Genomic DNA, 24,290 nt, shown 5'->3' on the forward strand with positions numbered 1-24,290 from the left:
AATGCCCCCAAAGGTCAAATCCGACGTTGAAAAACAAGCTGTGCGCACCGCCATTATGGACGCGGCCAGGGAGCTTTTTATTCATCAAGGGGTAGAAGCCGTGACCATGCGTGCCGTGGCTCAGCGTGTCGGGTACTCGGCGACGAGTCTTTACCTTTACTTCGGCGACAAAGAGCAACTGATCCGGGCCGTGGTAGATGCCGACGTCATCAAATTGGCGCAGTCTTTAAAATCAACATTGGATATCAGCGATCCACTACAGCGTTTTTTACAATTTGGGCAGCATTATGTGCAGTTTGCGCTCACCAACCCGAATCACTACCGCATGATGTTTATGACCCCGCATCCTCCATGCGACCCGGCATTTTCCAGCATAGAGCAGGACAATCCCGAACAGGACGCTTATGCACAATTGATAGGCGTGGTCACAAGCGCCTGGCATGCTGGCGTGTTCAAACCATCCCTGACCGATCCTGTGCTCATCGCCCAGACCGTCTGGGCGGCCATGCATGGCTTGTGCGCCCTGCAAATCAACCTCGCAGAGGATGCCTGGATCAACTGGCGGTCCCTGGAGGCGCGCCTTCAGGCCATGGTGGAGATGTGTATGCATGGATTAATGAAAGAAGCTCAGCATGAATAAGACTGTCATTAGCAGCTTGTGCCTGGCCGTCATGGTCAGCGCCTGTCACCAGCCGACCGAAGCCCCACCTGCCCCACGCCCTGTCTGGGTGATGAGCGTCGGTGAAGCAGGCGGACTGGTCGCCGCCAGCTATACCGGTGAAGTCAAATCCCGTTATGAATCCAATATTGGCTTCCGTATTGGCGGCAAAATTATTTCACGTGCGGTCAACGTGGGCGACCTGGTGAAAAAAGGCCAGCTCATTGCCCAGCTCGACCCCAATGACACACGGCTCAATGCCCAGGCGGCACAGGCCGAGGTGCAAACTGCCCAAGCCAACCTGGCGCTCGCACAGGCAGAACTGGAACGCCGCCAGCAGCTATACCGGCAACAATTCATTTCAAAATCCGCACTGGATAGCTACGAAACCCAGGTCAAGACCACGCAGGCCCGTCTCGAGCAAGCCAGATCACAGGCGGCTGTCAGCCTGCATCAAACTGGTTATACACAATTAGTCGCTGATAGATCAGGTGTCATAGGCATGATCCAGGCCGAGCCTGGGCAGGTGGTGTCTGCCGGGCAAACCATCGCCCAAATTTATGACCTGCAAACCCTGGAGGTTCTGATTGCAGTTCCGGAGTCCCGGATAGACAGCCTTCACGTGGGCGATATCGCCCGCATTACCCTCAATGACCTGCCGCAAAGCTATCAAGGCCGCATACGTGAAATCTCGCCAGCAGCCAATAGCCAGACCCACGCCTTTGACCTGCGCATTCAGCTACTGGATGCTGACCAGCAAATGAAATTAGGCATGACTGCGCAAGTGAGCTTTGCACAACAACATTCTGCACAGTCACTTATCGTGCCCGCGACGGCAGTCACACAGCAAGACGGGCACGCCAGCGTCTGGATCATAGACGCGCAACAAAAAGCACATGTACGCCAGGTAACGACAGGTGCATTGACAGAAAACGGCATCGAAATCACCAGCGGTTTACAGCCGCAGGAGACGATTGCCACCATAGGCGTACACACACTGACCGAAGGCATGCCAGTAAAACCCGTCACACCAGGGCCTGAGGTGCTGCGTTAATGAGCGAACCACAACATATGCCAGGCCATGATAAGAATGCTCAGGAGACGCAGCGTTTCAACCTCTCCACCTGGGCGCTCAAAAACCAGGCACTGGTGCTGTATTTTATTATCCTGACCTTATTGGCCGGCGTGTTTGCCTACACGCACCTGGGGCAATCCGAAGACCCGCCATTTACTTTTAAAGTCATGCTGATACGCAGCAGTTGGCCAGGTGCATCGGCACAAGAAGTCGAGCAGCAAGTCACGGACAAAATCGAAAAAAAGCTGCAGGAAATCCCCTCCATTGACTACACCAGCAGTTATTCCCGTCCCGGTGAATCGGTGGTGTTTATTGTCATCCGCGATAATACTTTTTCAGAGAAAATCCCCGAATTGTGGTACCAGGTACGCAAAAAAATAGGTGATATCCGGCATACCTTCCCCAGTGACCTGCAAAGCCTGACCTTTAACGACGAATTCAGTGATGTGTATGGCACCATGTACGCCATCACGGCCGATGGCCTCAATCCGCAACAATTGAAACGTCAGGCCGAATGGGTACGCGCCCGCCTGCTCAAATTGCCGGACGTTGAAAAAGTGGATCTGTTTGGCGAGCAGCCACAAAAAATCATTATTGAACTCTCTAACCAGAAACTAACGTCATTAGGCATCAGCCCTGCCCAGCTGGCGCAAATGCTGCAACAGCAAAACAGCGTCATCGGCTCCGGAACATTTGATGCAGGCCCGGAAAGAATCCGGCTGGATGTGAGTGGCCGCTTACAAACGCTGGAGGAGTTACGTCAGTTTCCCATCCGGGCTGGTAACCAGAACCTGACCTTGGGGGAGATTGCAACCATCAAACGCGGCTACGCCAACCCACCCGCGCAGCGCATCCACTTTAACGGCCAGTCCGCCTTGCTGATCGGTGTCAGCATGCAACAAGGCGGCGATGTGATTGCGCTGGGCAAAGCCATGCAGCAAACCATCACCAGCGTACAAAAACAGCTCCCGGTAGGCGTCAATCTGCAACTGGTCACCTCCCAGCCCGACATTGTGCAGCACTCCGTGCAGGACTTTGTCCGATCACTGTCCGAGGCACTCATTATTGTGCTGGCAGTGAGCCTGCTGTCGCTGGGCTGGCGCACCGGTATTGTTGTGGCAGTGGCTATTCCCATCGTGCTGGCAGGCACCTTCCTGCTCATGGACTGGCTGGATATCGGCCTGCACAAAATCTCGCTGGGCGCCCTGATCCTCGCCCTCGGCTTGCTGGTGGATGATGCCATTATTGCCGTGGAAATGATGGCTGCCAAAATGGAACAAGGCTGGGAGCGCATGCAGGCTGCATCATTTGCATTCACTTCCACCGCCATGCCCATGCTGACTGGCACCCTGGTCACGGTGGCAGGCTTCCTGCCCATTGCCACAGCGGTGTCTTCCACCGGTGAATACACACGCTCCATTTTCCAGGTCTCAGCCATCGCACTCTCCCTTTCCTGGGTCGCCGCCGTGATTGTGATTCCTTTTCTGGGCTACCATTTACTGCCAGATGCCAAGACCCATCACAGCGAAGCAAGCGCTCACAACCATGTGTCAATTTACGAGACCTCTTTTTACCGTCGGCTGCAAAGCACCGTTGCCTGGTGCGTACAATACAAAGGCAGTGTGATCATTGCCACCATTGCCTTGTTTGTCGTGGCGATGCTCAGCTTTGGCAAGGTACAACAACAGTTTTTCCCAGATTCCACCCGGCTGGAAATTATCGTCGACCTGCGCCTGGCCGAGAATGCCAGTGACCAGTCCACAGAAACCGCCGTCAAAAAACTGGAGCAATGGCTACAAGGATGGCAACGATCACATGGCGCGCTGCAAAACGTGGTGTCTTATGTTGGCTCCGGCGCACCGCGTTATTACCTGCCACTGGATGTACAACTGCCACATAGAGCTTTCGGGCAATTGGTGATCCTGACCAACAATCTGGAACAGCGCGAAGCCCTGCGCAATGACCTGCTCACGCTGTTTGAACATGACTTTCCACAATTACGCGCTTCAGTACTTCGCCTGGAAAACGGGCCGCCTGTAGGTTTCCCGGTGCAGTTCCGAGTTGACGGACAAAATCTGCAGGCCATCCGGGAGGTCGCGCACAAGATTGCCGATGCCATGCGCGCCAACCCCAACCTGCGCAATGTACAACTGGGCTGGGAAGAACCGAGCAAAGTCATTCACGTCGATATCGACCAGCATAAAGCCAGACTGCTGGGCGTCAGCTCGCCAGACATCGCCCAATTGCTGAATACCCAATATTTTGAGCAAGTAGTGAGCGAGTTCAGGGAGGGTAACGAACGCATAGATCTGGTCATGCGTAGCACGCAAGAAGAGCACACCAAACTCTCGCAACTGGCCCAGCTGACGGTATTAAGCCAGCGTGGTGAGCGTGTGCCGCTGGCACAGATCGCCAATATTCACTACGGCTTTGAAGAAGGCGTGATCTGGCGCCGTAACCGCGTGCCGTCACTCACCGTGCGCGCGCACTTGCGTGGCAATATGCAGGCACCGGTGGTCTCAACACAAATACAGCAAGCCATACAGCCCATCCTTCAACAGCTTCCAGCAGGCGTCACGGTAGAAACCGGCGGCGCGATTGAAGAGTCCGCCAAAGGGGCTTCCTCGGTTGCCAAAGGGGTGCCGCTGTTTTTAGCCGCGGTCTTTACGCTGTTGATGCTGCAACTGCGCAGTATTTCAAATGTGCTCCTGGTCGTCCTGACCGCGCCATTGGGCATGATAGGCATTACCTTTGCCCTGCTGATCTTCAACATGCCATTTGGCTTTGTCGCCATGCTGGGCAGCATTGCGCTGTCAGGCATGATCATGCGCAACTCCGTCATCCTGGTTGACCAGATCAAGCAGGATATCGCCGAAGGCGCTTCGCTTGAGCAAGCGGTCGTACAATCCACCGTACGCCGCTTCCGGCCGATTGTATTAACTGCCGCCGCAGCAATTCTGGCCATGATCCCGCTCACGCGCAGCGTGTTTTTCGGCCCCATGGCGGTGGCGATCATGGGCGGGCTGGCGGTGGCGACCATCCTGACGATTTTGTTTGTACCGGCACTGTATACCTTCTGGGAAGGATTCACAGCCAGGTTCATGCAATCCAGGCGCAATAAACTATAATAGGGTTTATCAATAATCAAACTGGGATTCAAGACATGACAGATCAGGCAACCGCACGTTTTAACATGATTGAGCAACAAATCCGCACCTGGGAGGTGCTGGACCCACAGGTACTGGCCACTTTGAACAACATGCCACGCGAAGCCTTTGTGCCAGAAGCTTACCGCGGCCTGGCGTTTGCCGATATTGAAATCCCGCTCGCGCAGGGCCAGCAAATGCTGAGCCCGAAAATTGAAGGCCGCTTTTTACAGGCCCTGCAATTGCAAGCCAAAGACAAAGTGCTGCTGATCGGCGCAGGCAGTGGTTACCTGGCCGCATTGATGGCGCAACACTGTGCGCAAGTCACCGCGCTGGAAATCTTCCCTGAGCTGTGTGCCATGGCAACGCAAAACCTGACCAAGCAGGGCATAAAGAATGTGCAAGTGATTGAACTTGATGGCCACAATGGGTATGAGTCACAAGCCCCGTACGATGCCATTGTGTTCACAGCCTCCAGCCCGATTGAACCTGAAGGTGTACGCTACCAGTTGAGCATCGGTGGCCGCATGCTGATTGTCCTGGGCCAGACACCTGTGATGCAGGCAACATTGATCCAGCGTCTTGCCGAGCATAGTTACAAGCAGGATGTGCTGTTTGAAACCTGCCTGACAGAAATGCAAAACGCCACTCAAGCACAAGCTTTCTCATTTTAAAACGCCGTACCATGCCACTCATGCGTCTATCCCGGTTAATTGCCCTTGCCAGCTGCCTGTGGTTACCCCATGCCAGCTGGGCTGCCTCACAAAGCCTGATCGACATTTATCAGGAAGCCAAGGCCAATGACCCGGTACTGGCCTCAGCCGGCAGTGCCAACCAGGCGGCGCAAGAGATCATAGAACAGGCGAAAGCAGGCTACCGCCCGGTGGTCAATTTAACCGCGGGCGCTACCGCTAGCCAAACCGACCTCAAAATCATCGGTACGCAGAACCCCTTACGCGGTGGTCGCAATAACTTTGAAGGTTACCAATCCCGGTTTGAGGCCAGGCAACCGATTTTCCGCAAGGAAAACCTGGAGAGAATCGATCAAAGCAAAGTACAGGTCAGCATTGCCGACAAGCAATATCATCTTGCACAACAAAACTTGATGTTGCGCACAACGCAAGCCTACTTTGACGTGTTGCTGGCGCAAGACCGCATTACCTTGATCGATGCACAGAAAAAAGCCATCCTGAGCCAGTTGCAACAAGCCAAAGCCACCTTTGAAGTGGGCACTGCAACCATCACCGACGTCAATGAAGCCCAAGCACGCTACGATCTGGTGGTCGCACAAGAACTCTCCGCGTTAAACGAGATGGAAATTGCCAAGCGCACCCTGCAGGCAATCACCGGCAAATTGCCCGACCATTTGGCCTCCGTGCGCGAAGACATTCAAATTACGCCTAGCCTGAAGTCTATTCAGGAGTGGCAAGAGGTTGCCAATCAGAGCAACCTCAATATCCAGATTCAGCAGGAAACGGTACAAGTCAGCGAAAAAGACATCGAAATCGCTCGTGCCGGGCACTACCCGACCCTGGACGCAGTCGCCAGCTACCTCGACAGTTATTCCAACGGTGGCCAAAACGGCTTTGGTGGTGACCTGACCAACGCCACCATAGGCGTAGAACTTTCCATGCCGCTATACCAGGGCGGCGCGGTCAGCTCGCGCGTGCGCCAGGCCGCTTATAACCGCCAGAGAGCGCTGGATGACTTGCAAAACGCCTTGCGCCAGACCTCACTTGAAACCCAGCGCGCCTACCTCAACCTGAGTACCAGCATTGCGCAGGTAAAAGCCCTGGAACAAGCGCTCAAGAGCAGCCAGAGCCAGCTTGATTCAACGAAACTCGGCTACGAAGTGGGCGTGCGCACCAGCGTAGATGTGCTCAATGCCCAACAACAGTATTTCAGCGCCAACCGCGACCTGTTGCAGGCCCGCTATAACTACCTGGTGAATATCATCCGCCTAAAAACGGCCAGCGGCATCGTCTCTGAGGCCGACTTGCAAGACATCGACCAGCAACTCGCCAAGAGATAAGCCCATGAAGCCAGCCATCGCCAGCACAGACGCCGTTTGGATGTTAATTGACGTACAAACCCGCCTCTGTGACGTGATGCCACCTGAGGCCATGGCCAATGTGATCAAAAACATCCAGCGCCTGATTCAAGGCGCACAGCTCCTGAATATCCCGCTCTGGGTCACTGAACAATATCCGGAAAAGCTTGGCGACACCCTGCCTGAGCTGCAAACACTATTGCCAGACTATACCCCGCGCATTCCCAAACTTGCTTTCTCAGCCTGGCACGAATCTGCTTTTCAGGAATCCTCCGTCAGCGTCGCCCCACAAGTGGTGCTGTTCGGGCTGGAGACCCATATTTGCGTGCTGCAAACCGCACAGGATGCACTGGCCGCGGGCAAGCAAGTATTTGTGGTAGAAGACGCCGTGATTTCACGCACAGAAGCCAACCGTAACAACGCTATAGCCAGAATGCGGAGCGCAGGTTGCATCATCACCAATACCGAATCTATGCTATTTGAACCCATGCAAGGTGCGACACATGCGCAATTCAAGGCAGTGTCGGCGCTGATTCGGTAAGACATCACCGCATTCATGTTTTATTGAGTGGCTAGAATTCCCTCATGCGGTAATTAGCCTACACAATTACCGCAAAATTTGCGGTAATTATTGACGCTCGTCTCGCCCCATGTCATGATCACCGCATGACTAGCGGTGATCATCAAAAATATCTCTGGCAATCGGCAGACTGGCCGCACTGGACATTTGCGTCTGCAACCCTTATGCCGCTGTTATCGGAAGCCAACCTGGCGCGCGGTAAGTTGCTGGGTGCCATCCAAACATTGGGATTTACACTTGCTGAAGAAACCAGTTTGCGTACGCTCACCAACGACGTGGTTAAATCAAGCGAAATTGAAGGCGAGCATCTTAACAACGAAGTGGTGAGATCATCACTTGCACGAAAACTAGGCCTGAACATTGGTGGCTTGACACCATCGACCAGACAAGTCGATGGTGTCGTGGAAATGATACTAGATGCCACGCAAAATCACGTGCAACCACTGACACATGCACGCCTGTTTGGCTGGCATGCCGCACTCTTTCCTACCGGTTATAGCGGTATGCATAAAATTACAACCGCAGCCTATAGAACCGACGCAGATGGTCCCATGCAGGTGGTCTCCGGCGGTATAGGGCACGAAACCATACATTATGAAGCACCACCTGCCACAATCATCGCTGAAGAAATGCAGTTGTTTTTAGACTGGTTTAACCAATCAGCTGACACAGATCCATTGCTCAAGGCAGGACTGGCACATCTGTGGTTTGTCAGTTTGCATCCATTTGAAGATGGCAATGGCCGTATTGCCCGTGCGATAGGCGATATGGCGTTGGCAAAAGCCGACCAATCAACGCAACGTTTTTATAGTTTATCAACGCAGATACAACTGGAGCGGGAAGACTATTATCTGCAACTGGAAATGGCACAAAAAGGCACCATGGACATTACAAACTGGCTGCACTGGTTTTTAAGCTGCCTGCTTAGGGCTATACAACAGGCCAGTCAAGACCTCCAAGGTGTCGTCTATTTGACACAAGTGAGCCAACGCAGTCCCAACGGCGCGCTGAATGAGCGGCAAATCAAAATGCTTAATAAGCTCATGCAAAATTTTGAAGGCCACCTCACCACCGGCAAATGGGCCGCTTTGACCAAATGCTCAACTGACACCGCTTTGCGCGACATTACCGAACTGGTCACCATAGGGGTGCTGGCCAAAGCGGGTGAATCTAAACGAGCAGCGCACTATGTGCTGACCTGGGAATAAGCATTTGCAAACGAGGCTGTTAATGAATCAAATCGAATGGAATGACTTTACCAAAGTTGAGTTACGCGTTGGCCGCGTGATTTTGGTCTCGAGATTGGCATGCACAAACTCAGCGCCGTTATTTTGCTTTTACAAACATAATCATTTAAGATTTTGACAACCCTAACTTTCTGAGTTGCAATTGTTTCCATGAAACCATCCCAAGCGCTTAATCAACATAGGCAAGCCATTCGCCAAATTGTGATGTCGCATCGTGCGTGCAATGCAAGAGTGTTTGGCTCTGTGCTCCATGGGGAAGACCAAGAGGGCAGTGACCTTGATTTGCTGGTAGAACCCACCTCAGAAACCAGCCTGATGGATATTGCAAAGATTCAGCATCAACTGCAGCAGTTGTTAGGTGTCTCAGTGGATGTGCTTACCCCCAATGCCTTACCAGATAGCTTTAGAGAAAAAGTGCTTTTAGAAGCATTGCCAGTATGAAAACGGATCCATTACGTGTTCCTATAGTATTGAATAAGTTGAGAAATTAGCTATCTCTTACTAAACACATCGTACCAATTTATCAATTTCGAGAGTGCCTGATCCAATGCTTCTGGCTCAGGGACATCTACAGGGGACTCACTAGATTGACTGTGTTCAAAGCATGAAAAGTCGCCCATTAGTTCCTCAATAAGCTCACAGTCTTCACTGGTTATTTTAGCTAGCTTATGAAGCTTACCTTTGGTATGAACCTCTCTACGATGCCTTGTTACAACATCTGCAAGTAATTCAAACTCCACCACTCTCTCAAGGAGAATTCTAAAGTCGCTACAAATTGCTTTAGCTAATGGATAATAACTTTGATAACCAGACTCTTCAAAAACCTTTCGAGCCGCAGTGAGCTTACTGCCTTTCAAATCCTTAACTGCATTAATTGGTTTTTTTGCGAAAAGTGGAAGGTCACCATGCTCTCCACTACCCCAACTCTCTCGCCTTATATGGCGATATTCGGCATTTCCTTTATCGATCAGCTGACCCAATAAACTCAGACGGTGTGTAAAAACAATAACTTGTCTATCAGCACTCAACTCAACCAATCGTTTTGCAGTGTATTCCTCATAAGTCTGGTCCAGTGAGGAAATAGGATCATCAAATATGAAAGGGGCTGAATTAGGTTTACTTGTTACATCGGCAAGAAAAGCCGCCATTGACACAATACGCTGTTCACCTTCACTTAGTACGCTAATTGCCTTACTGCGACTATGCTGAGTATTTAATCCCTGAAGTTGAATTTTATGTTTCACACGTCCTAGCTCAATTCGTGTTTTTACCAGCTCCACGCTTACTCTATTAGCCCCCAATGCTTTTAACTCAGCTTTAAATCTACCAACGAAAGCATCAGTAACAGCAATTTCGGAAACTTGACCTGCCTTCAAAGAAACTGGCCTTGGGTTAACGGACTTTAGCCATTCATCAATTTCATGCTTCCTTTGTAACTCTGCAATTTCATCTTTTATTGTTTGAATGTATCCGCTCGCCCATTTTTTAGCTTTCAGATCCATGATCTGTTTTTGTAAACTTCCCTTATCAAAACTCTCAGCATCTTTTTTATGCTGCTCAACCTCCGAATTGATATCCGTAATATTTCTTTCTATTTCCTCAAAAATATCTTTTGGTAGGTCATAATGTAATCTCGTGGTCCGCTCTTTATCTTTTCCATTTTTGACCACTTTTTCAATCTCTGCCCAAATCTCCGTAAAAATTGGACGCCACTTTTCCAGATCTAATTGAGCAGCCTGAAGTGCCGTTTCCAGTTCATTTGGATTTGGTTTTGTTGGGAGGTTATCTAATGCTTTCTGATTCATCGATTCGGCAGCTGTTGCAGAAGATTCAAGCTCTCCGATGACGTAATTTTCAAACTTGGCTAATCGCGTCTTTGCTTCGGATCCCAAATCTTGCTCACAAAGCACACATTTTGCACCCTGTTCTATATTAGGGAATTGAGCATCTGGATAAGCATTTTGCAATGAGTATTTACGAGCAGCCTGCCACATTGCTTTCCATAAATCATCACCAAACCCATCAAAGCTAGTCTCGGCTTCGATAGCCTCTGCAGCTTGTCTTGCCATATTACGCTTTTGAACAGCTTCATCTTCTAATGCGTTAAGCAACTTTACAGCTGCCTCACTTACAGACATTACAGCAGTTTTAACTTGGTTTAAAAGCTGCGACATCTGAGCAACACGTCTATGTTTTTTTGTAGCTAGTTCTGATGGTGACTCGGAAAGACGCTCCTCAGATAGTGCCAAATTTTTGGTATCTTCTTCAGTAAAATCGAAATAGCTTTCAATAGTTGCAATGTTTGTATCATGTTTCAGCCGATCATATATCGCAGATATATACTTACTATCACCATACTGAGTTGGCCGAGTTGGGAGCTTGGTTTTAATTGAATCTCGCTCTAATTGAAGTTTTTGCTGCAACCTTTGAAAAATAATAACTAACGTCTCAAACAGTGCAACTTCGTTAGGGACATAACTTACCTCTTGCTCTTTATCGATATAAAAAATACCCGTTTGGCTATCGTAGACATCTACAGACATTAATTCATTTATAGGTTTATCATTTGCCTGCCAAATAAAAGTTTTACTTTCCCCATTCACATTTGCGACTACTGTGCATTGCCGCTTTTCAGGGTTACCTTTAAAAACATTCGGTAGTAAATCTGCTGCATTAGGTTTGCCACAAATTTTTTTGAGAATACGAGCATAACCTGATTTACCTGACCCATTATGCCCATACACCACTGACAGATTAGATGAGAATGGAAGTGGAGATCGAGGCGCAAGAGCATCAATCCCTTCAATATCGCCAATAGACAATATGCGTAAATCTACATCAGCATTTGAAGAACTATTTAATAAACCAATTAAATCAATTTTATTTTTATTAGATTGTCCTTCGTTGGTTTTTAATAGTGCCAAGAGTTCATTAATTACTGAGTCGTTAATCTCTGCTTGAGTACAAATTATTTTTACAGCATTCTGCACCCAAAACGGTTGTGACTGGACCCAGTGCATTATGTCTTTATTCACATCATTCATATCAGAGTTCTTCCGAGTAATCTTATCCGATTGTATTGCCAGTTTTATGAACTGGTAAATTTACTAAGTCCTGAAAGATTAAGAGTTGATATTGCGTAACCTTTCTGCAAAGGTTGTGCCTTTTACAGACGTCCTCAACTTAGGGGGTGTCTAACTCACCTTGGAATTATATGCACCTTCGCATGCGTCACCCCCGTCTGTGACGAGATCGCATTTACACAAGCTTCCACTTCGGCAATCTTCCCTTTCAAGATCACCGTCTCCATGCAGTTGTCATGATCCAAATGCACATGCTGGGCAGTGATAATCACATCATGATGGTCGTGCTGTAGTTGATTCACCCGGCTGGCGAGCTGGCGTTCGTGGTGGTTGTAGACATAACTGAGCGACGCGACACAATCGGCCTGGGTATGGTTGGTGTTTTCCATCACAGCTTCATCGAGTGCTTTGCGCACTAAATCCCTGAAGGCTTCAGAGCGGTTGACGTAAGCTTTAACGGCGACCAATTGGTCAAAAGCATCGGCTAGGTCATCTTCAACCGAAATTGTAATGCGTCGCATAAGGTTTCTCTGGATGGTAAGTGAAAGGTCGCCCGTCATTCTTGGGCGTTAACCATTCTAAGGATACACGGAATAAGTGGCTGCGCGAGCAAATTGCTGCGTTGCGCGCTACTCGAAACCTTGCTGTACACCTCGTACTATCTCGGTTCCTGCGTTCCGTGCGCCTTGCACTTTATCTCGCTCGCTCACTTATTCCGTGTATCCCTAATATACCGAAAAACCTTTTGTGAGCGTTACGCTAGCGTAGGCAAAAATAAAACTCGCACAGTATCCATGCGAGTTTTATTCAGAGGTAATTTGTTTTAGAAATTATAGGTGACAGTTAACCTTGCTGACCTAGGTTCCACCGGATGAAAGTGTTTGTCATTGACCGGGGTTGCTTCACCAGCCAGTTGTGATTCGTAGTAGTAGTCGATATCGCTGGCTTTACGGTCAAACAGGTTAAACACATCAAGAGTAAACGTGGTGCGTGGGTTATAGCGATAGCCGACGCGCGCGTAAGTGAGGAAGGTGGAGTTGGAGCGCACCGAATTATCTTCAACGAGCGGCCTAGGCCCAAAGTAGCGTAACTGCACACTGCCAAACCAGTTACCCCAATTCGTCACCGTGGCGCCGAGTGAGGCGACTTTATTGATGGCGCCGGGAATATATTGTCCGGCAGGATCTGTGTGCGTAAAGCGGGCTTTTGAGAGGGCGAGATCCATATCCAGCAACAGCCAATCGTTGACGACGTAGTGGTTATTCCATTCCACCCCATAGCGTCGGCTGGCGCGGCTGGGTTCGGTTTCACCGGCATCGCCGACAAACACCAGCTCAGAATCAATATCCAGTTGCCAGATGGCCAGTGAGCTTTGCAGGCCAGGTATCCACTCTGTTCGCATACCCACTTCACTGCCGCGCGTACCGACCAAAGGCGTGACCGGGCTGGCCGGGTTGCCATTGGGCAGTAACGTTTGCGTGGTGCCGCGGGCGTCGTTACTGTGAAAGCCTTTGCCGATATTGTAGAAAAACTCTGTATTTGCCCATGGCCCAAAAATCACCGAGAGTTTGGGCGAGGTGATGCCATCGCCTTTATTGCCAGAGTTACCATTGATGCTGCTTTTCACATCAAACTGGTAGCGGTCGTAACGCAGGCCAGCGACGGTACGCAGCTTTTCATGCCACCAGACGGTGTTTTCAGCATAGAGGCCTGCGCTGCTTTCTTCTACCATATCCGAACGAATCAGTGACAAACGTTGCTTTTGTGCCGTGTTGTACAGCGCGACTGGGGAGAGTTTGTCATAGCGTGTTTGTACGCCCAGTTTGTTTTCCATCGGCAAACCCGCCAACTCACCCAGCCACGATTTACTGAGATTCACGCCCAGCATGGTGCGTTTTTCACTTTGGTTAAACTGATCACCATTAATGGGATCATCCTTGAGATAGGTAAAGTTGCTGTAGAGGTCTAACTCGGAACGCACGGCATAGGCGCTCATTTGCCAGCCGCCATGCTGGTCACGGTGTTGTTTGTTAAATGACAGGCTGTAGCGTGATGAATCGCCACCATCGGTGGGGTCAATCGCATCAAAGCGGCCAATCTGCCCGGAACGGACAGCACGCAACGGAATCTGGTCAGTGCTGCTCCAGCGGTTGTGATAGGCCATCGCAGTCAACGTCATGCTGTCATGCGCATCGCCTTCACTGTATCGCAAAACGCCATTGTATTTTTTAACGCCCTCGGCCACCTGCCACGGCCCATCGTAATGATTCACGTCTAACGCGTACAGCAAATGTCCGTCTGCCACGGCTACCGAGTTTGCCAGCAACATGCGCTGGTAATCGTAACTGCCCACGGTCAAGCTGGCGATGCCTTGCGGCAATTGATTGAGAAGATGTAACCTCGCCGCACCAGCAGAGGAAAAATCCCCTTCTTCGGCTGAATAGGGACCTTTTTTGTAATGGATATGACTCACCAGCTCAGGGATGAGGAAGTTTAAATCGGTATAGCCTTGGCCGTGTGCATGGGTGCGCATATTCACGGGCATGTCATCCACATAAGTTGCAAAGTCAGTACCGTGGTCAAGATTGAACCCGCGCAGGTAAAACTGGTTAGCTTTGCCACTACCGCTGTGCTGGGTCACGATCATGCCGGGGACAAACTCCATGATTTCACCCACGCGTGAAATAGGCCGGTTTTTAATCAGGCTGGCATTGACCTTGCCTTCACTGGCGGCATCTGAGGAGCCCACGGCATTGTCATAGTGCCCGCGGACTTCGACCTCATCTAGGTCCACTGTTTCTGTGGCATAGCTGGGCATGCTTGCAAACAGGCCCACCAGTGCCAAAGACATGCCTGACTGTTTTTTCATAGGGATCACTCTCTTATCGTATGATTTTTTATTAATTGTTCATACGATGGCATTATCCACTAAAATCAGGGCTGGTCTTATACGTAAATTGACGAAGAGGAAACTGTCAGGAAAAAGTCATGGACGTAAAAAAAGCCCGCTTGCGCGGGCTTTTGATTGCTTAACGACTTATTCAGCCGGTGGTGTTTCTTCTTTTGCTGGTGGATCGATCAGGGCTTTCATGCTCAAACGCACTTTACCTTTGTCATCCAACTCAACCACTTTCACTTTCACAATGTCACCTTCTTTGAGGTAATCACTCACTGCTTTTACACGCTCGTGGGCGATTTGTGAAATGTGTACCAAGCCATCTTTGCCTGGCATCAAAGTCACCACAGCACCAAAGTCAAGAATCTTGACCACTGGACCTTCGTAGATCTGGCCAACTTCTACCTCAGCAGTGATCTGTGCGATACGGCGTTGTGCCTCAGCACCTTCTTCTGCACTGGTACAGGCGATTTTCACAGTACCGTCATCTTCGATGTCGATGCTGGTGTTGGTTTCTTTGGTCAGTGCCTGAATCACAGCGCCACCCTTACCAATCACGTCACGGATTTTGTCCGGATTGATCTTCATGGTGATGATACGTGGAGCAAACTGTGACATTTCGGTGTTCACGCCAGACACGGCTTGTTTCATCAGGCCCAGAATGTGCGCGCGGCCTTCTTTGGCTTGTGCCAGTGCCACTTGCATGATCTGTGCAGTGATACCAGTGATCTTGATGTCCATTTGCAGGGCAGTCACACCTTTGTCGGTACCGGCCACTTTAAAGTCCATGTCACCCAGGTGGTCTTCATCACCCAAGATGTCAGTCAGGACCGCTACACGGTTACCTTCTTTAATCAAGCCCATCGCCACACCAGCCACGTGTGCAGTCAATGGCACACCGGCGTCCAGCATAGAGAGGCAGCCACCACAGACAGACGCCATGGAGCTGGAACCGTTAGACTCAGTGATCTCGGACACGACACGCAGGGTGTAGTCAAAGTCTTCTTTCTTAGGCAATACGGCTTTCAATGCACGTTTAGCCAGGTTACCGTGGCCGATTTCGCGGCGCTTTGGTGAACCGACACGGCCTGTTTCGCCAGTGGCGAACGGAGGCATGTTGTAGTGCAGCATGAAGTTTTCGTAGTATTCGCCAGCCAGCGCGTCAATGATTTGCTCATCTTTGCCTGTGCCCAGGGTGGTCACGACCAGCGCTTGCGTTTCACCGCGAGTGAACAAAGCAGAGCCGTGGGTGCGTGGCAATACGCCGGAACGGATAGTGATCGGGCGCACAGTGCGTGTATCACGGCCGTCAATCCGTGGCTCACCATTCAGAATCTGGCTACGCACGGTTTTGGCTTCCAGCTTAAAGAACTCGTCTTTAATCTTGTTGGCTTCTAAGGTAGAAGTTTCTTCAGTGATCAAAGTGCTCATGACGCGGGACTTGATTTCGTCCAGCTTGGCAGAGCGCTCGCCTTTGGATTTGATTTTGAATGCAGCATTGATGTCTTCAGCAGCAATCTCTTCAATTTTTGCAATCAGCGCAGTGTCTGGCTCTGGCGGTGTCCAGTCCCAGGCATCTTTACCGGCTTCAGCAGCCAGTTCGTTGATCATTTTGATCACAGGTTGCATTTGCTCGTGACCGAACACAACAGCACCCAGCATCACGTCTTCTGGCAATTCTTTGGCTTCGGATTCCACCATCATCACGGCAGTTTCAGTCGCAGCAACCACCAAATCCAGTGCGGACTCTTTCAGTTGTGTTGCTGTTGGGTTCAAGACGTATTCACCATTGATGTAACCCACTTTTACCGCACCCATTGGACCGTAGAAAGGGATGCCAGCCAGCGCAACCGCAGCAGAAGCACCAATCATGGCCGGGATGTCAGCATCAATTTCCGGATCCAGGGACAACACGGTCGCGACGATTTGCACTTCGTTATAGAACGCATCTGGGAACAGCGGACGCATTGGACGGTCGATCAAACGGGCTGTCAGCGTTTCTTTTTCGCTAGGACGGCCTTCACGCTTGAAGTAACCGCCTGGAATGCGGCCAGCCGCATAGGTTTTTTCCTGGTAATCCACGGTCAATGGAAAGAAATCCTGACCTTCTTTGACTTCGGTTTTTGCAGTCGCAGCCACTAGGACCACGGTATCGCCATAGCTCACCATGACGGCGCCATCTGCCTGGCGTGCGATTTCCCCGGTTTCAATGGTCAGGGTATGCGCCCCAAGCTGGAGGCTTTTTTTCGTAATTTCAAACATTGTTTTTCCTTTATCTACCATGGCTATTCACTACCCAATAGCCAATTTCTCTACAATTATGCGGTGACTTCCATCAGCACGCTTTTTTGTTCCAAATAGGCACAAAACGCACTCACAGAAGCCACCCCGGTTGGTGAGAATAAAATCCAAAAGATTCAAAATCTGAGGATTTTTAAAACAAAAAAGCCGAGGCAGTCACCATGCCATCGGCTTTTATTTCGTTAAAAGTGAACTGGATTAAACGTCACTTTTAGCCAAATTATTTACGCAGGTTCAAGCGCTCAATCAGCGTTTGATAGCGGCTAACGTCTTTACCTTTGAGGTAGTCCAGCAAACGACGACGCTGGCTAACCAAGGCCAACAAGCCACGGCGTGAGTGGTTGTCTTTTTTGTTGGATTTGAAATGCTCGGTCAGGTAAGTAATACGGAATGTCAACAGAGCTACTTGCACCTCTGGACTAGCCGTATCGTTAGGGCTGCGTTGAAAATCTTTAATGATTTTTGCGGATTGTTCTGCGGTAATCGCCATCTTTATTTTCCTTGAGTTAGCGTCAATATCGTCGCAGCCAGACAACCCATTTGCCTACCGCACCGACATTCGATTTACACGAAACGCGCATTATAGCGGCAAGTGCCAACCTTGCATAGGCTTTTATTACATTAAGCTTCTGTTTTTACGAATTAATTTAGCTGGCGCCCCCCTATTGTAGCCTTACAGAAAGTCATCATAAAAGTCGGCAGCGGCTGGCACGGCCCCGCGAACACCGCAAATAGCCGCGGCAAAACTGGCCGCACGCGTCAGGATGGTCTGGCGCGACCAACCGGCCAGCAACCCTCTAATCACCACCGAGGTATACGCATCCCCGGCGCCGACGCTATCGACAAATGCAGTGCTCAGGCGCACCGGTGGTACGCGGAAGCCCTGACCAAAGCGGTCCAGCCAGAAGCTGCCCTCTTCGCCACAGGTGACAAACATCTCAGTCAAGCCAAACACCATTAACAACCGCCGGGCCAACTCATTAATATCCGCAGAGCCAGGCACGCCTAGCAGCTTGCAGACTTCTGGCAACTCTTCATGATTGATTTTCAGGATATCAGCCGCCTGCAACGCCATGCGCACGCTCTCTGCGTCATACCAGGGTGCCCGCAGGTTGATATCACAGAGCACGGTAGCGGGCTTGCAGAGCGCCAACCATTGCGCCGCCACTGCCTGCATGGGCGCATGCCGCAAAGCCAGCGACCCAAAATACACCAGCCTTGGAGGATATTTCAGGGTGAGGGTCTCGACGGGTGGCCATTGCAGGTCATCATAGGCCTGCTGATCCAGAATCTCGAAATGGTGGCCTTGTGGACCGAGATGCACCTTGACTTGCCCGGTTGGCAAACGCGCTGACTGCTGCACGCCTTCTGCTGACAGGCCACTCGCCTGCATTTCAGCCATCACACGCTCACCCAGGCTGTCTCTGCCTATCCCTGTGAGTAAATGCACGTGCAAGCCAAAAGCATGACAGTGACGGGCAACGTTATAAGGCGCGCCGCCTATCACGGTTTGGTCGGGAAACACATCCCCCAGCACTTCACCCAAGATCATGATCGAATCTGACATACTTTCACCTTTAATTGCCAATTATGCTCACTCTTGCAGCCGTAGCCTCGACTACCCTTAAATTTGGGACCTAAAGCAATCAATATTGTTGCACAACTCATGTAAATCCATCGCGAGCGGGCATCACGTGCGACGATAAGAGACGCGTCCGGCAAGCAGATCAGGATTTTTTTTATCTTTTGTGTGCATTCTTAGTGTTCTTTGCTATAATGCGCGTCTTGCGATTCGGGACTAGCCCAAATTGCTGTTGGCCAGATAGCTCAGTCGGTAGAGCAGAGGATTGAAAATCCTCGTGTCGGCAGTTCGATTCTGCCTCTGGCCACCAATCCTTACCAGCCTTTCGGCACTTCTTTTTCTGGGTTCGTTGATGTCATTAAAACACTTAACACCGGATGAGTTACACCCCCTGCTCAGTGATCCATCATTGCTGCTTGTTGATATCCGCAATGACCACGAACTCGTCTCAGGCATTTTGCCGGGCGCGCTGCACGTTCCTTTAGGCAACCTGACCGCTGTATTTGACCAGTTTCCGCAAGACAAGAAAATTGTGTTTTATTGCCGCAGTGGCGTGCGCTCTATTGCCGCAGGCGAATTTGCGCTGGCACAAGGCCACACCGACGTTTCGCATCTGGCAGGCGGCATCTTGGCCTGGGCGAATGCAGGACTACCCATCCAGGCTGCTTGAACTCAACCCTCAGGAACACTCATGCACTTTGACAAAGAAGTAGACGCCCGCAACCTGAATTGCCCGCTGCCGATCTTGCGCTGCAAAAAGGCTTTGAATGAGCTAACCGCTGAACAAGTGCTTAAAATTACGGCCACCGATCCCGGCTCAAAAAAAGATTTTGATGCTTTTTGCCGCCAAACTGGCCACACACTGCTAGACATGCAAGAAGCCGACGGCGTGTTTACCTTTCTGATCCGCAAGCGCAGCCAGTAAGTCGTTGCCCGCAGACAGGCGCTTAGCCGCCAACCTCGCCCGCGCCCTGCGCACTTTCTTCAGCACAAAAAAAGGGCTTCCGAAGAAGCCCTGTGAGTAACGACGCTAACCCTTGGGTTAACGTGGTCTGCATGCAGAACAACAGTTGCCAAACTGGCTAGTCAGGGACTCAATCTGACCTACAGTTTGCCAGCATGGCTTCCGGCAAACTGTATGCTCCAGACGCAATCGTTGTTATCTAAGTAGGCTTACGGCTGCTAAATACAAAACTTTAGGGCGATCCCTAAAAATTTAATAAAAAAGCCCGCCTATACTGGCGGGCTTTTTGCAAATTTAGCGCACGTGGCACTCAATTTACTTGACGTTTTCCAGACTGCCCATCGCTTTCGGGAAAGTGACGACGCCCCAAGGCATGTTTTTCACTTCCACCTGATTAGTGACTTCCAACTTGTCAGCATCAATCACAAATACCGCATCGGACTTTCCGCAGGCCAACAGGATATTCTTGTTGTCTGGGGTAAAGCTGAAATGCCAGCAACGGTTACCAGTAGGCACTTCCTTGATTTTTTCAAAGCTCTTGGCATCAAACACTTGCAGGAGCTTGGCCTTATTAGTTGCGACAAAAATACGCTCACCCTTGCTGTCGTAGGCAATGCCGTACGGCGTTTCAGCCGTATCCACGGTACGGACAACGTTAAAGTCTTTGTCCATCACCATGAATTTGTTGCCAAACTCCAGGGTGGCCAGGTAAGTATTACCATCTGGAGACACCTTGATGCCGCGAGGACGGTCGCCATATTCATGGGTAGCGATGGTTTTAACCAGCTCACCGGTCTCAATGTTATGCACAGTCACAGTGTTATCGGCTTCATTGGTAATCACCAGCTGCTTGCCGTCTGCCGAAAATTCCAGGCCTTCAGTTTCCGGGCCACCGGTGATTTCCCGGATTTTTTCACCCTTGGTCAAATCCACCACAGCGATTTTGGCCGGGATTTTTTCGTCATCGTCATCATCGTCGTCATCTTCTGCCGGTTTTTCGCCAGGTTTGGGTGGAGGGCCTGCCTTGGAGCTTGGCTCAGACGAAACGAAGGCAAAATTTCCACTGACACGCACAAATTCCGGATTCTTGCCGACCTCGATTTGTTTGACCACTTCACCTGTTGCCGTATCTATCACTGACACACTGCCGTTTTCACGCGTAGCAACCACCAGTTGCTTGCCATCATCCGTCACAGCCAGACCTCGCGGCCCTTCGGCCTTGACATCAAACTGCTTGGTAATTTTCATGGTTGCCAAGTCAATGACATTAACACCTGCGTCTTGTGTAGACACATATGCCACAGCGCCAGCAGGGCTTTCGGCAGCTGGTGCCGCGGCTTCTGTCGCAGGCTCTTCTTGTTTGTTACAGGCGGCGACTGTGGCAACCAACGCCAGCAATAACAAACTCATGCGCGTACGACGCGCCAAAGGTGAAGTTAACATTTGCATCTATCTCCTGATTTTTTAATTAAAGCTTATGGGTGCAGCAAGAATCATACTCATAAACAAACCTTTTAATTTCGGCATGCTTTAGCCCATCACGGCAAAAACTGGTTGTAAATAACCACCATCCGGCTCTTTTCAACCACCTACCCCAAAAATAAGCGGTAGGCCGGATTCTGGCTTTCATTCCAGCAAGGGTATCCCAGTTGCTGCAGGAATCGCTCAAAAGCCTCTTTCTCTTCTGGCGGCACCTGCATTCCAACCAGCACCCGGCCAAAATCTGCCCCGTGATTGCGGTAATGGAACAAACTGATGTTCCAGTTGTGACCCATAGATTCAAGAAAGTTCATTAAAGCGCCTGGTTTTTCCGGGAACTCGAAGCGGTAAACCACTTCATTTTGCGCTTGCGGCGCATGTCCGCCAACCAAATGGCGCAAATGCAGTTTGGCCATTTCATTATCGGTTAAATTGAGTGTGGGCAAGCCCGCCGACTCCAGTTTGCTGGCGATATCTGCTGCTTCGGCCGGGTTATGAACGGCAACCCCCACAAAAATATGCGCCTGGCTGACATCAGAAAAACGGTAATTGAACTCAGTGATATTGCGGTTACCCAACAGGCGGCAGAACGCCTTGAATGCGCCCGGTGTTTCTGGAATCGTCACGGCAAACACCGCTTCTCTATGCTCGCCCAGCTCGGCACGCTCGGCAATGAAGCGCAAGCGGTCAAAATTCATATTGGCCCCCGAGGCCACGGCAATCAGCGTTTTACCTTGCAGCTGATGACGCTCTGCGTAAGCTTTCAACCCCGCTAGCGACAGGGCGCCTGCTGGCTCAAGAATGCTACGGGTATCTTCAAACACATCTTTAATGGCAGCACAGATCTCATCATTATCAACGACAATCATCTCGTCAACATATTGCTGTACCAGGGCGAATGTATGTTCACCCACCTGCTTGACTGCCGCACCATCGGCAAACAGGCCTACCTGCTCCAGCATGACACGCTGCCCGGCTTTGACTGACTCCGTCATGGCTTCGGCATCTTGTGCCTCTACACCGATCACTTTGATCTCCGGGCGCACCGCCTTGATATAAGCAGCTATCCCTGCCAATAACCCACCACCGCCCACACAGCAAAAAATCGCTTCTATCGGCTCTGGGTGATCCTGCACAATTTCCAGCGCAATCGTGCCCTGGCCAGCGATCACATCCGGGTCATCATAAGGATGCACAAAGGTCAGGCCTTCATTCTTTTCTACTTCGAGCGCGTGTGCATAGGCGTCGGAATAACTGTCGCCAAACAACACCACTTCAGCCCCGCGCGAGCGCACGGCATTGACCTTGATCGCTGGTGTTGTAGTTGGCATGACAATCACGGCGCGGCAACCCATTTTTTGCGCACTGAGCGCGACCCCCTGTGCATGATTTCCGGCGCTGGCACAAATCACACCGCGCGCCAGTGCCTCCGGCGAAAGGTTAGCCATTTTGTTGTAGGCGCCACGTAGCTTGAACGAAAACACGGGCTGCATGTCTTCGCGTTTGAGCAATATCCGGTTTTTAAAGCGTGCCGACAGGTTAGGCATTTCATCCAGGGGCGTGTGCCTGGCCACAGCATACACTTGGGAGTGTTCGATTTTTTCGCGGTAGTTGATGGTCATGAAATGCGTTTGGATTTTAAAACCGCATGGTTGCAGTGTATGATAGAGAATTGTTTGTATTATAAAGAATTAATCAAGGATTGAAGCAGATGGCGATGGATAAAGCACAACAAGACGCACTCAAACTGGAAGTAGCAAAAGCGGCTGTGACTTACGTGAAAGATGGCATTATCGGTGTGGGTACCGGTTCAACTGCCAACTTTTTTATTGATGAACTGGCCAAGGTCAAACACAAAATTTCTGGCGCAGTTGCCAGCTCCGAAGCCACCGCGCAACGCCTGCGTAACCACGGTATCGAAGTATTCGATTTGAACAGTGTAGACAGCCTGGATATTTATGTAGACGGTGCGGATGAAATCACCGAACACATGCATATGCTTAAAGGCGGCGGTGGCGCCTTGACCCGTGAAAAGATCGTGGCAGCGGTGGCCAAATCTTTTATTTGCATCTGTGACGAAAGCAAATTCGTACCAGTCTTGGGCAAGTTTCCTCTGCCAGTAGAAGTATTACCGATGGCACGCAGCCATGTGGCACGTGAACTGGTGAAACTGGGTGGCCAACCACAATTGCGTGACTTCACGACGGATAACGGCAACCTGATTCTGGACGTGCATGGTTTGACCATCAGTGACCCAATCGCCATGGAAGCCAAAATCAACCAGATCGTCGGCGTGGTGACAAACGGTTTATTTGCTGCCCGTCCAGCCAATGTACTCCTGTTAGCGACTCCAAACGGCGTCAAAACGCTGACAAAATAATTGGAAATTAATCACGTTAAAAATTATCACACTGTTGTCATATTGTGCTGCTAACCTGCATCGGCACAATTATTAGGAAAATTTGTCATGCAATTCGAACACACCTCTAAGCAATATGACGTTGAACTGGAATCGGTACGCGCCAAGGTTCTGGAAATGGGGGGGCTTGTTGAGCAGCAGATTGTCAATGCGCTGGAGGCACTGACCAGTGCCGATGTGAACCTGGCAAAAGATGTGATGGAGCGTGACACCCGTGTCAATGCGCTCGAAGTACAGGTCGATGAAGACTGCAGCCATATCATCGCGCGCAGACAGCCTGCTGCGCGTGACTTGCGCATGATTATGATGATGGTGAAAACCATCACCGACCTGGAACGAATTGGTGACGAAGCAACCAAGATTGCCCGTACGGCACAGCGTATTTATGAGCAGGACCGCATGTACAAACCGCGCTTCAACGAGATCAAATCCATGGTCGCGATTGTGCGTGAGATGTTGCGTACTTCACTGGATTCTTTTGCCCGTCTGGACGTCAGCCAGACCGTAGAAGTCGCCAAGCAGGATGAGCAGGTGGATGAACAGTTCCGTGCCGCCATGCGCCAGCTGATTACATTTATGCTGGAAGACCCTCGCACCATCTCCATGTCACTGGAAGTGCTGTTTGTGGCCAAGGCGATTGAGCGTATCGGCGATCATGCAAAAAATATTTCTGAATATGTCGTGTACATGGTCAAAGGCAAGGATATCCGCCATACCAGCCTGGAAGATATCGAACGCGAGACGCAATCTTAACCACACATAATAAAAAGCACTCCCAGGAGTGCTTTTTTGTTTGGTATAAACTCAATG

The 24,290-nt window shown here is 50.5% G+C and carries 20 protein-coding genes and 1 tRNA gene; 13 read left to right on the forward strand and 8 right to left on the reverse strand.

Annotated features, from left to right (window positions below; all coding sequences use genetic code 11):
* Position 1 precedes the first annotated feature (1 nt).
* The 8 genes from ACJ67_RS13555 (at position 2) to ACJ67_RS13590 (ending at position 9,197) form a co-directional block, all read left to right on the forward strand.
* Positions 2 to 640, forward strand: a complete 639-nt coding sequence (locus ACJ67_RS13555) for a TetR/AcrR family transcriptional regulator (protein ID WP_049639523.1) — start codon at positions 2 to 4, stop codon at positions 638 to 640.
* Positions 633 to 1,712, forward strand: coding sequence for an efflux RND transporter periplasmic adaptor subunit (locus tag ACJ67_RS13560; protein ID WP_049639524.1), 1,080 nt, complete (start codon positions 633 to 635; stop codon positions 1,710 to 1,712). The genes ACJ67_RS13555 and ACJ67_RS13560 overlap by 8 nt, the downstream gene beginning before the upstream one ends.
* A complete protein-coding gene (locus ACJ67_RS13565) occupies positions 1,712 to 4,861 on the forward strand; it encodes an efflux RND transporter permease subunit (RefSeq protein ID WP_049639525.1) in 3,150 nt (1,049 codons plus the stop codon). Before ACJ67_RS13560 ends, ACJ67_RS13565 begins: the two co-directional genes overlap by 1 nt.
* A gap of 35 nt (positions 4,862 to 4,896) precedes the next feature.
* The gene (locus ACJ67_RS13570) at positions 4,897 to 5,553 is read left to right on the forward strand and encodes a protein-L-isoaspartate O-methyltransferase (protein WP_049639526.1); all 657 of its coding nucleotides are present in this window, start codon (positions 4,897 to 4,899) and stop codon (positions 5,551 to 5,553) included.
* An 11-nt stretch (positions 5,554 to 5,564) separates the two neighbouring features.
* A complete protein-coding gene (locus ACJ67_RS13575; RefSeq protein ID WP_049639527.1) occupies positions 5,565 to 6,911 on the forward strand; it encodes a TolC family outer membrane protein in 1,347 nt (448 codons plus the stop codon).
* Positions 6,912 to 6,915: 4 nt separating this feature from the next.
* A complete protein-coding gene (locus ACJ67_RS13580; RefSeq protein ID WP_049639528.1) occupies positions 6,916 to 7,470 on the forward strand; it encodes an isochorismatase family protein in 555 nt (184 codons plus the stop codon).
* A 125-nt stretch (positions 7,471 to 7,595) separates the two neighbouring features.
* Complete coding sequence (locus tag ACJ67_RS13585; protein WP_049639529.1) at positions 7,596 to 8,717, forward strand: Fic family protein; 1,122 nt, start codon at positions 7,596 to 7,598, stop codon at positions 8,715 to 8,717.
* Between the two features lie 189 nt (positions 8,718 to 8,906).
* The gene (locus ACJ67_RS13590) at positions 8,907 to 9,197 is read left to right on the forward strand and encodes a nucleotidyltransferase family protein (protein WP_049639530.1); all 291 of its coding nucleotides are present in this window, start codon (positions 8,907 to 8,909) and stop codon (positions 9,195 to 9,197) included.
* A gap of 50 nt (positions 9,198 to 9,247) precedes the next feature.
* Here the strand turns inward: ACJ67_RS13590 and ACJ67_RS13595 are convergent, their stop codons facing one another.
* The 6 genes from ACJ67_RS13595 to ACJ67_RS13620 form a co-directional block, all read right to left on the reverse strand.
* On the reverse strand, positions 9,248 to 11,800 hold the full coding sequence (locus ACJ67_RS13595; RefSeq protein WP_049639531.1) for an AAA family ATPase: 2,553 nt from the start codon (positions 11,798 to 11,800) through the stop codon (positions 9,248 to 9,250).
* Positions 11,801 to 11,955: 155 nt separating this feature from the next.
* A complete protein-coding gene (nikR, locus tag ACJ67_RS13600; RefSeq protein ID WP_049639532.1) occupies positions 11,956 to 12,360 on the reverse strand; it encodes a nickel-responsive transcriptional regulator NikR in 405 nt (134 codons plus the stop codon).
* Positions 12,361 to 12,662: 302 nt separating this feature from the next.
* On the reverse strand, positions 12,663 to 14,708 hold the full coding sequence (locus ACJ67_RS13605; protein WP_049639533.1) for a TonB-dependent receptor: 2,046 nt from the start codon (positions 14,706 to 14,708) through the stop codon (positions 12,663 to 12,665).
* 168 nt (positions 14,709 to 14,876) lie between these two features.
* A complete protein-coding gene (pnp, locus tag ACJ67_RS13610) occupies positions 14,877 to 16,997 on the reverse strand; it encodes a polyribonucleotide nucleotidyltransferase (RefSeq protein WP_049639534.1) in 2,121 nt (706 codons plus the stop codon).
* 259 nt (positions 16,998 to 17,256) lie between these two features.
* Positions 17,257 to 17,526: a 30S ribosomal protein S15 gene (gene rpsO / locus ACJ67_RS13615; RefSeq protein ID WP_018987602.1), complete on the reverse strand. Its 270-nt coding sequence runs from the start codon at positions 17,524 to 17,526 to the stop codon at positions 17,257 to 17,259.
* A gap of 183 nt (positions 17,527 to 17,709) precedes the next feature.
* Positions 17,710 to 18,603, reverse strand: a complete 894-nt coding sequence (locus tag ACJ67_RS13620) for a PfkB family carbohydrate kinase (protein WP_049639535.1) — start codon at positions 18,601 to 18,603, stop codon at positions 17,710 to 17,712.
* A gap of 249 nt (positions 18,604 to 18,852) precedes the next feature.
* Between ACJ67_RS13620 and ACJ67_RS13625 the strand changes: the two genes are divergently transcribed.
* The 3 genes from ACJ67_RS13625 to ACJ67_RS13635 all read left to right on the forward strand — a co-directional run bounded on the left by ACJ67_RS13625 (position 18,853) and on the right by ACJ67_RS13635 (position 19,543).
* A tRNA-Phe gene (locus ACJ67_RS13625) sits at positions 18,853 to 18,928 on the forward strand.
* Between the two features lie 42 nt (positions 18,929 to 18,970).
* Entirely contained in the window at positions 18,971 to 19,288 is a 318-nt protein-coding gene (locus tag ACJ67_RS13630; RefSeq protein WP_049639536.1) for a rhodanese-like domain-containing protein, read from the forward strand.
* Positions 19,289 to 19,309: 21 nt separating this feature from the next.
* On the forward strand, positions 19,310 to 19,543 hold the full coding sequence (locus ACJ67_RS13635; protein WP_049639537.1) for a sulfurtransferase TusA family protein: 234 nt from the start codon (positions 19,310 to 19,312) through the stop codon (positions 19,541 to 19,543).
* A gap of 354 nt (positions 19,544 to 19,897) precedes the next feature.
* Here the strand turns inward: ACJ67_RS13635 and ACJ67_RS13640 are convergent, their stop codons facing one another.
* Complete coding sequence (locus tag ACJ67_RS13640; protein ID WP_369799086.1) at positions 19,898 to 21,031, reverse strand: glutaminyl-peptide cyclotransferase; 1,134 nt, start codon at positions 21,029 to 21,031, stop codon at positions 19,898 to 19,900.
* A gap of 140 nt (positions 21,032 to 21,171) precedes the next feature.
* The gene (gene ilvA / locus ACJ67_RS13645) at positions 21,172 to 22,683 is read right to left on the reverse strand and encodes a threonine ammonia-lyase, biosynthetic (protein ID WP_049639538.1); all 1,512 of its coding nucleotides are present in this window, start codon (positions 22,681 to 22,683) and stop codon (positions 21,172 to 21,174) included.
* Between the two features lie 95 nt (positions 22,684 to 22,778).
* Between ilvA and rpiA the strand changes: the two genes are divergently transcribed.
* Positions 22,779 to 23,441 carry a ribose-5-phosphate isomerase RpiA gene (gene rpiA / locus ACJ67_RS13650; protein WP_156171714.1) on the forward strand — a complete coding sequence of 221 codons (663 nt, stop codon included), beginning with the start codon at positions 22,779 to 22,781 and terminating at the stop codon, positions 23,439 to 23,441.
* An 87-nt stretch (positions 23,442 to 23,528) separates the two neighbouring features.
* Complete coding sequence (gene phoU, locus ACJ67_RS13655; RefSeq protein ID WP_018987609.1) at positions 23,529 to 24,233, forward strand: phosphate signaling complex protein PhoU; 705 nt, start codon at positions 23,529 to 23,531, stop codon at positions 24,231 to 24,233.
* Positions 24,234 to 24,290: the final 57 nt, after the last annotated feature.

Origin of the sequence: Methylophilus sp. TWE2, from assembly GCF_001183865.1 — a bacterium.
In the GTDB taxonomy this organism is placed as follows: Bacteria; Pseudomonadota; Gammaproteobacteria; order Burkholderiales; family Methylophilaceae; genus Methylophilus.

Coding starts and splice junctions, on each gene's coding strand:
- ACJ67_RS13620 (WP_049639535.1), bottom strand. CDS start 18,603: ATGTCAGATTCGATCATGATCTTGGGTGAAGTGCTGGGGGATGTGTTT.
- ACJ67_RS13640 (WP_369799086.1), bottom strand. CDS start 21,031: ATGCAAATGTTAACTTCACCTTTGGCGCGTCGTACGCGCATGAGTTTG.
- ACJ67_RS13605 (WP_049639533.1), bottom strand. CDS start 14,708: ATGAAAAAACAGTCAGGCATGTCTTTGGCACTGGTGGGCCTGTTTGCA.
- ACJ67_RS13580 (WP_049639528.1), top strand. CDS start 6,916: ATGAAGCCAGCCATCGCCAGCACAGACGCCGTTTGGATGTTAATTGAC.
- rpsO (WP_018987602.1), bottom strand. CDS start 17,526: ATGGCGATTACCGCAGAACAATCCGCAAAAATCATTAAAGATTTTCAA.
- ACJ67_RS13585 (WP_049639529.1), top strand. CDS start 7,596: ATGACTAGCGGTGATCATCAAAAATATCTCTGGCAATCGGCAGACTGG.
- nikR (WP_049639532.1), bottom strand. CDS start 12,360: ATGCGACGCATTACAATTTCGGTTGAAGATGACCTAGCCGATGCTTTT.
- ACJ67_RS13560 (WP_049639524.1), top strand. CDS start 633: ATGAATAAGACTGTCATTAGCAGCTTGTGCCTGGCCGTCATGGTCAGC.
- pnp (WP_049639534.1), bottom strand. CDS start 16,997: ATGTTTGAAATTACGAAAAAAAGCCTCCAGCTTGGGGCGCATACCCTG.
- rpiA (WP_156171714.1), top strand. CDS start 22,779: ATGGATAAAGCACAACAAGACGCACTCAAACTGGAAGTAGCAAAAGCG.
- ACJ67_RS13630 (WP_049639536.1), top strand. CDS start 18,971: ATGTCATTAAAACACTTAACACCGGATGAGTTACACCCCCTGCTCAGT.
- ilvA (WP_049639538.1), bottom strand. CDS start 22,683: ATGACCATCAACTACCGCGAAAAAATCGAACACTCCCAAGTGTATGCT.
- ACJ67_RS13570 (WP_049639526.1), top strand. CDS start 4,897: ATGACAGATCAGGCAACCGCACGTTTTAACATGATTGAGCAACAAATC.
- ACJ67_RS13565 (WP_049639525.1), top strand. CDS start 1,712: ATGAGCGAACCACAACATATGCCAGGCCATGATAAGAATGCTCAGGAG.
- ACJ67_RS13595 (WP_049639531.1), bottom strand. CDS start 11,800: ATGAATGATGTGAATAAAGACATAATGCACTGGGTCCAGTCACAACCG.
- ACJ67_RS13590 (WP_049639530.1), top strand. CDS start 8,907: ATGAAACCATCCCAAGCGCTTAATCAACATAGGCAAGCCATTCGCCAA.
- ACJ67_RS13575 (WP_049639527.1), top strand. CDS start 5,565: ATGCCACTCATGCGTCTATCCCGGTTAATTGCCCTTGCCAGCTGCCTG.
- ACJ67_RS13635 (WP_049639537.1), top strand. CDS start 19,310: ATGCACTTTGACAAAGAAGTAGACGCCCGCAACCTGAATTGCCCGCTG.
- phoU (WP_018987609.1), top strand. CDS start 23,529: ATGCAATTCGAACACACCTCTAAGCAATATGACGTTGAACTGGAATCG.
- ACJ67_RS13555 (WP_049639523.1), top strand. CDS start 2: ATGCCCCCAAAGGTCAAATCCGACGTTGAAAAACAAGCTGTGCGCACC.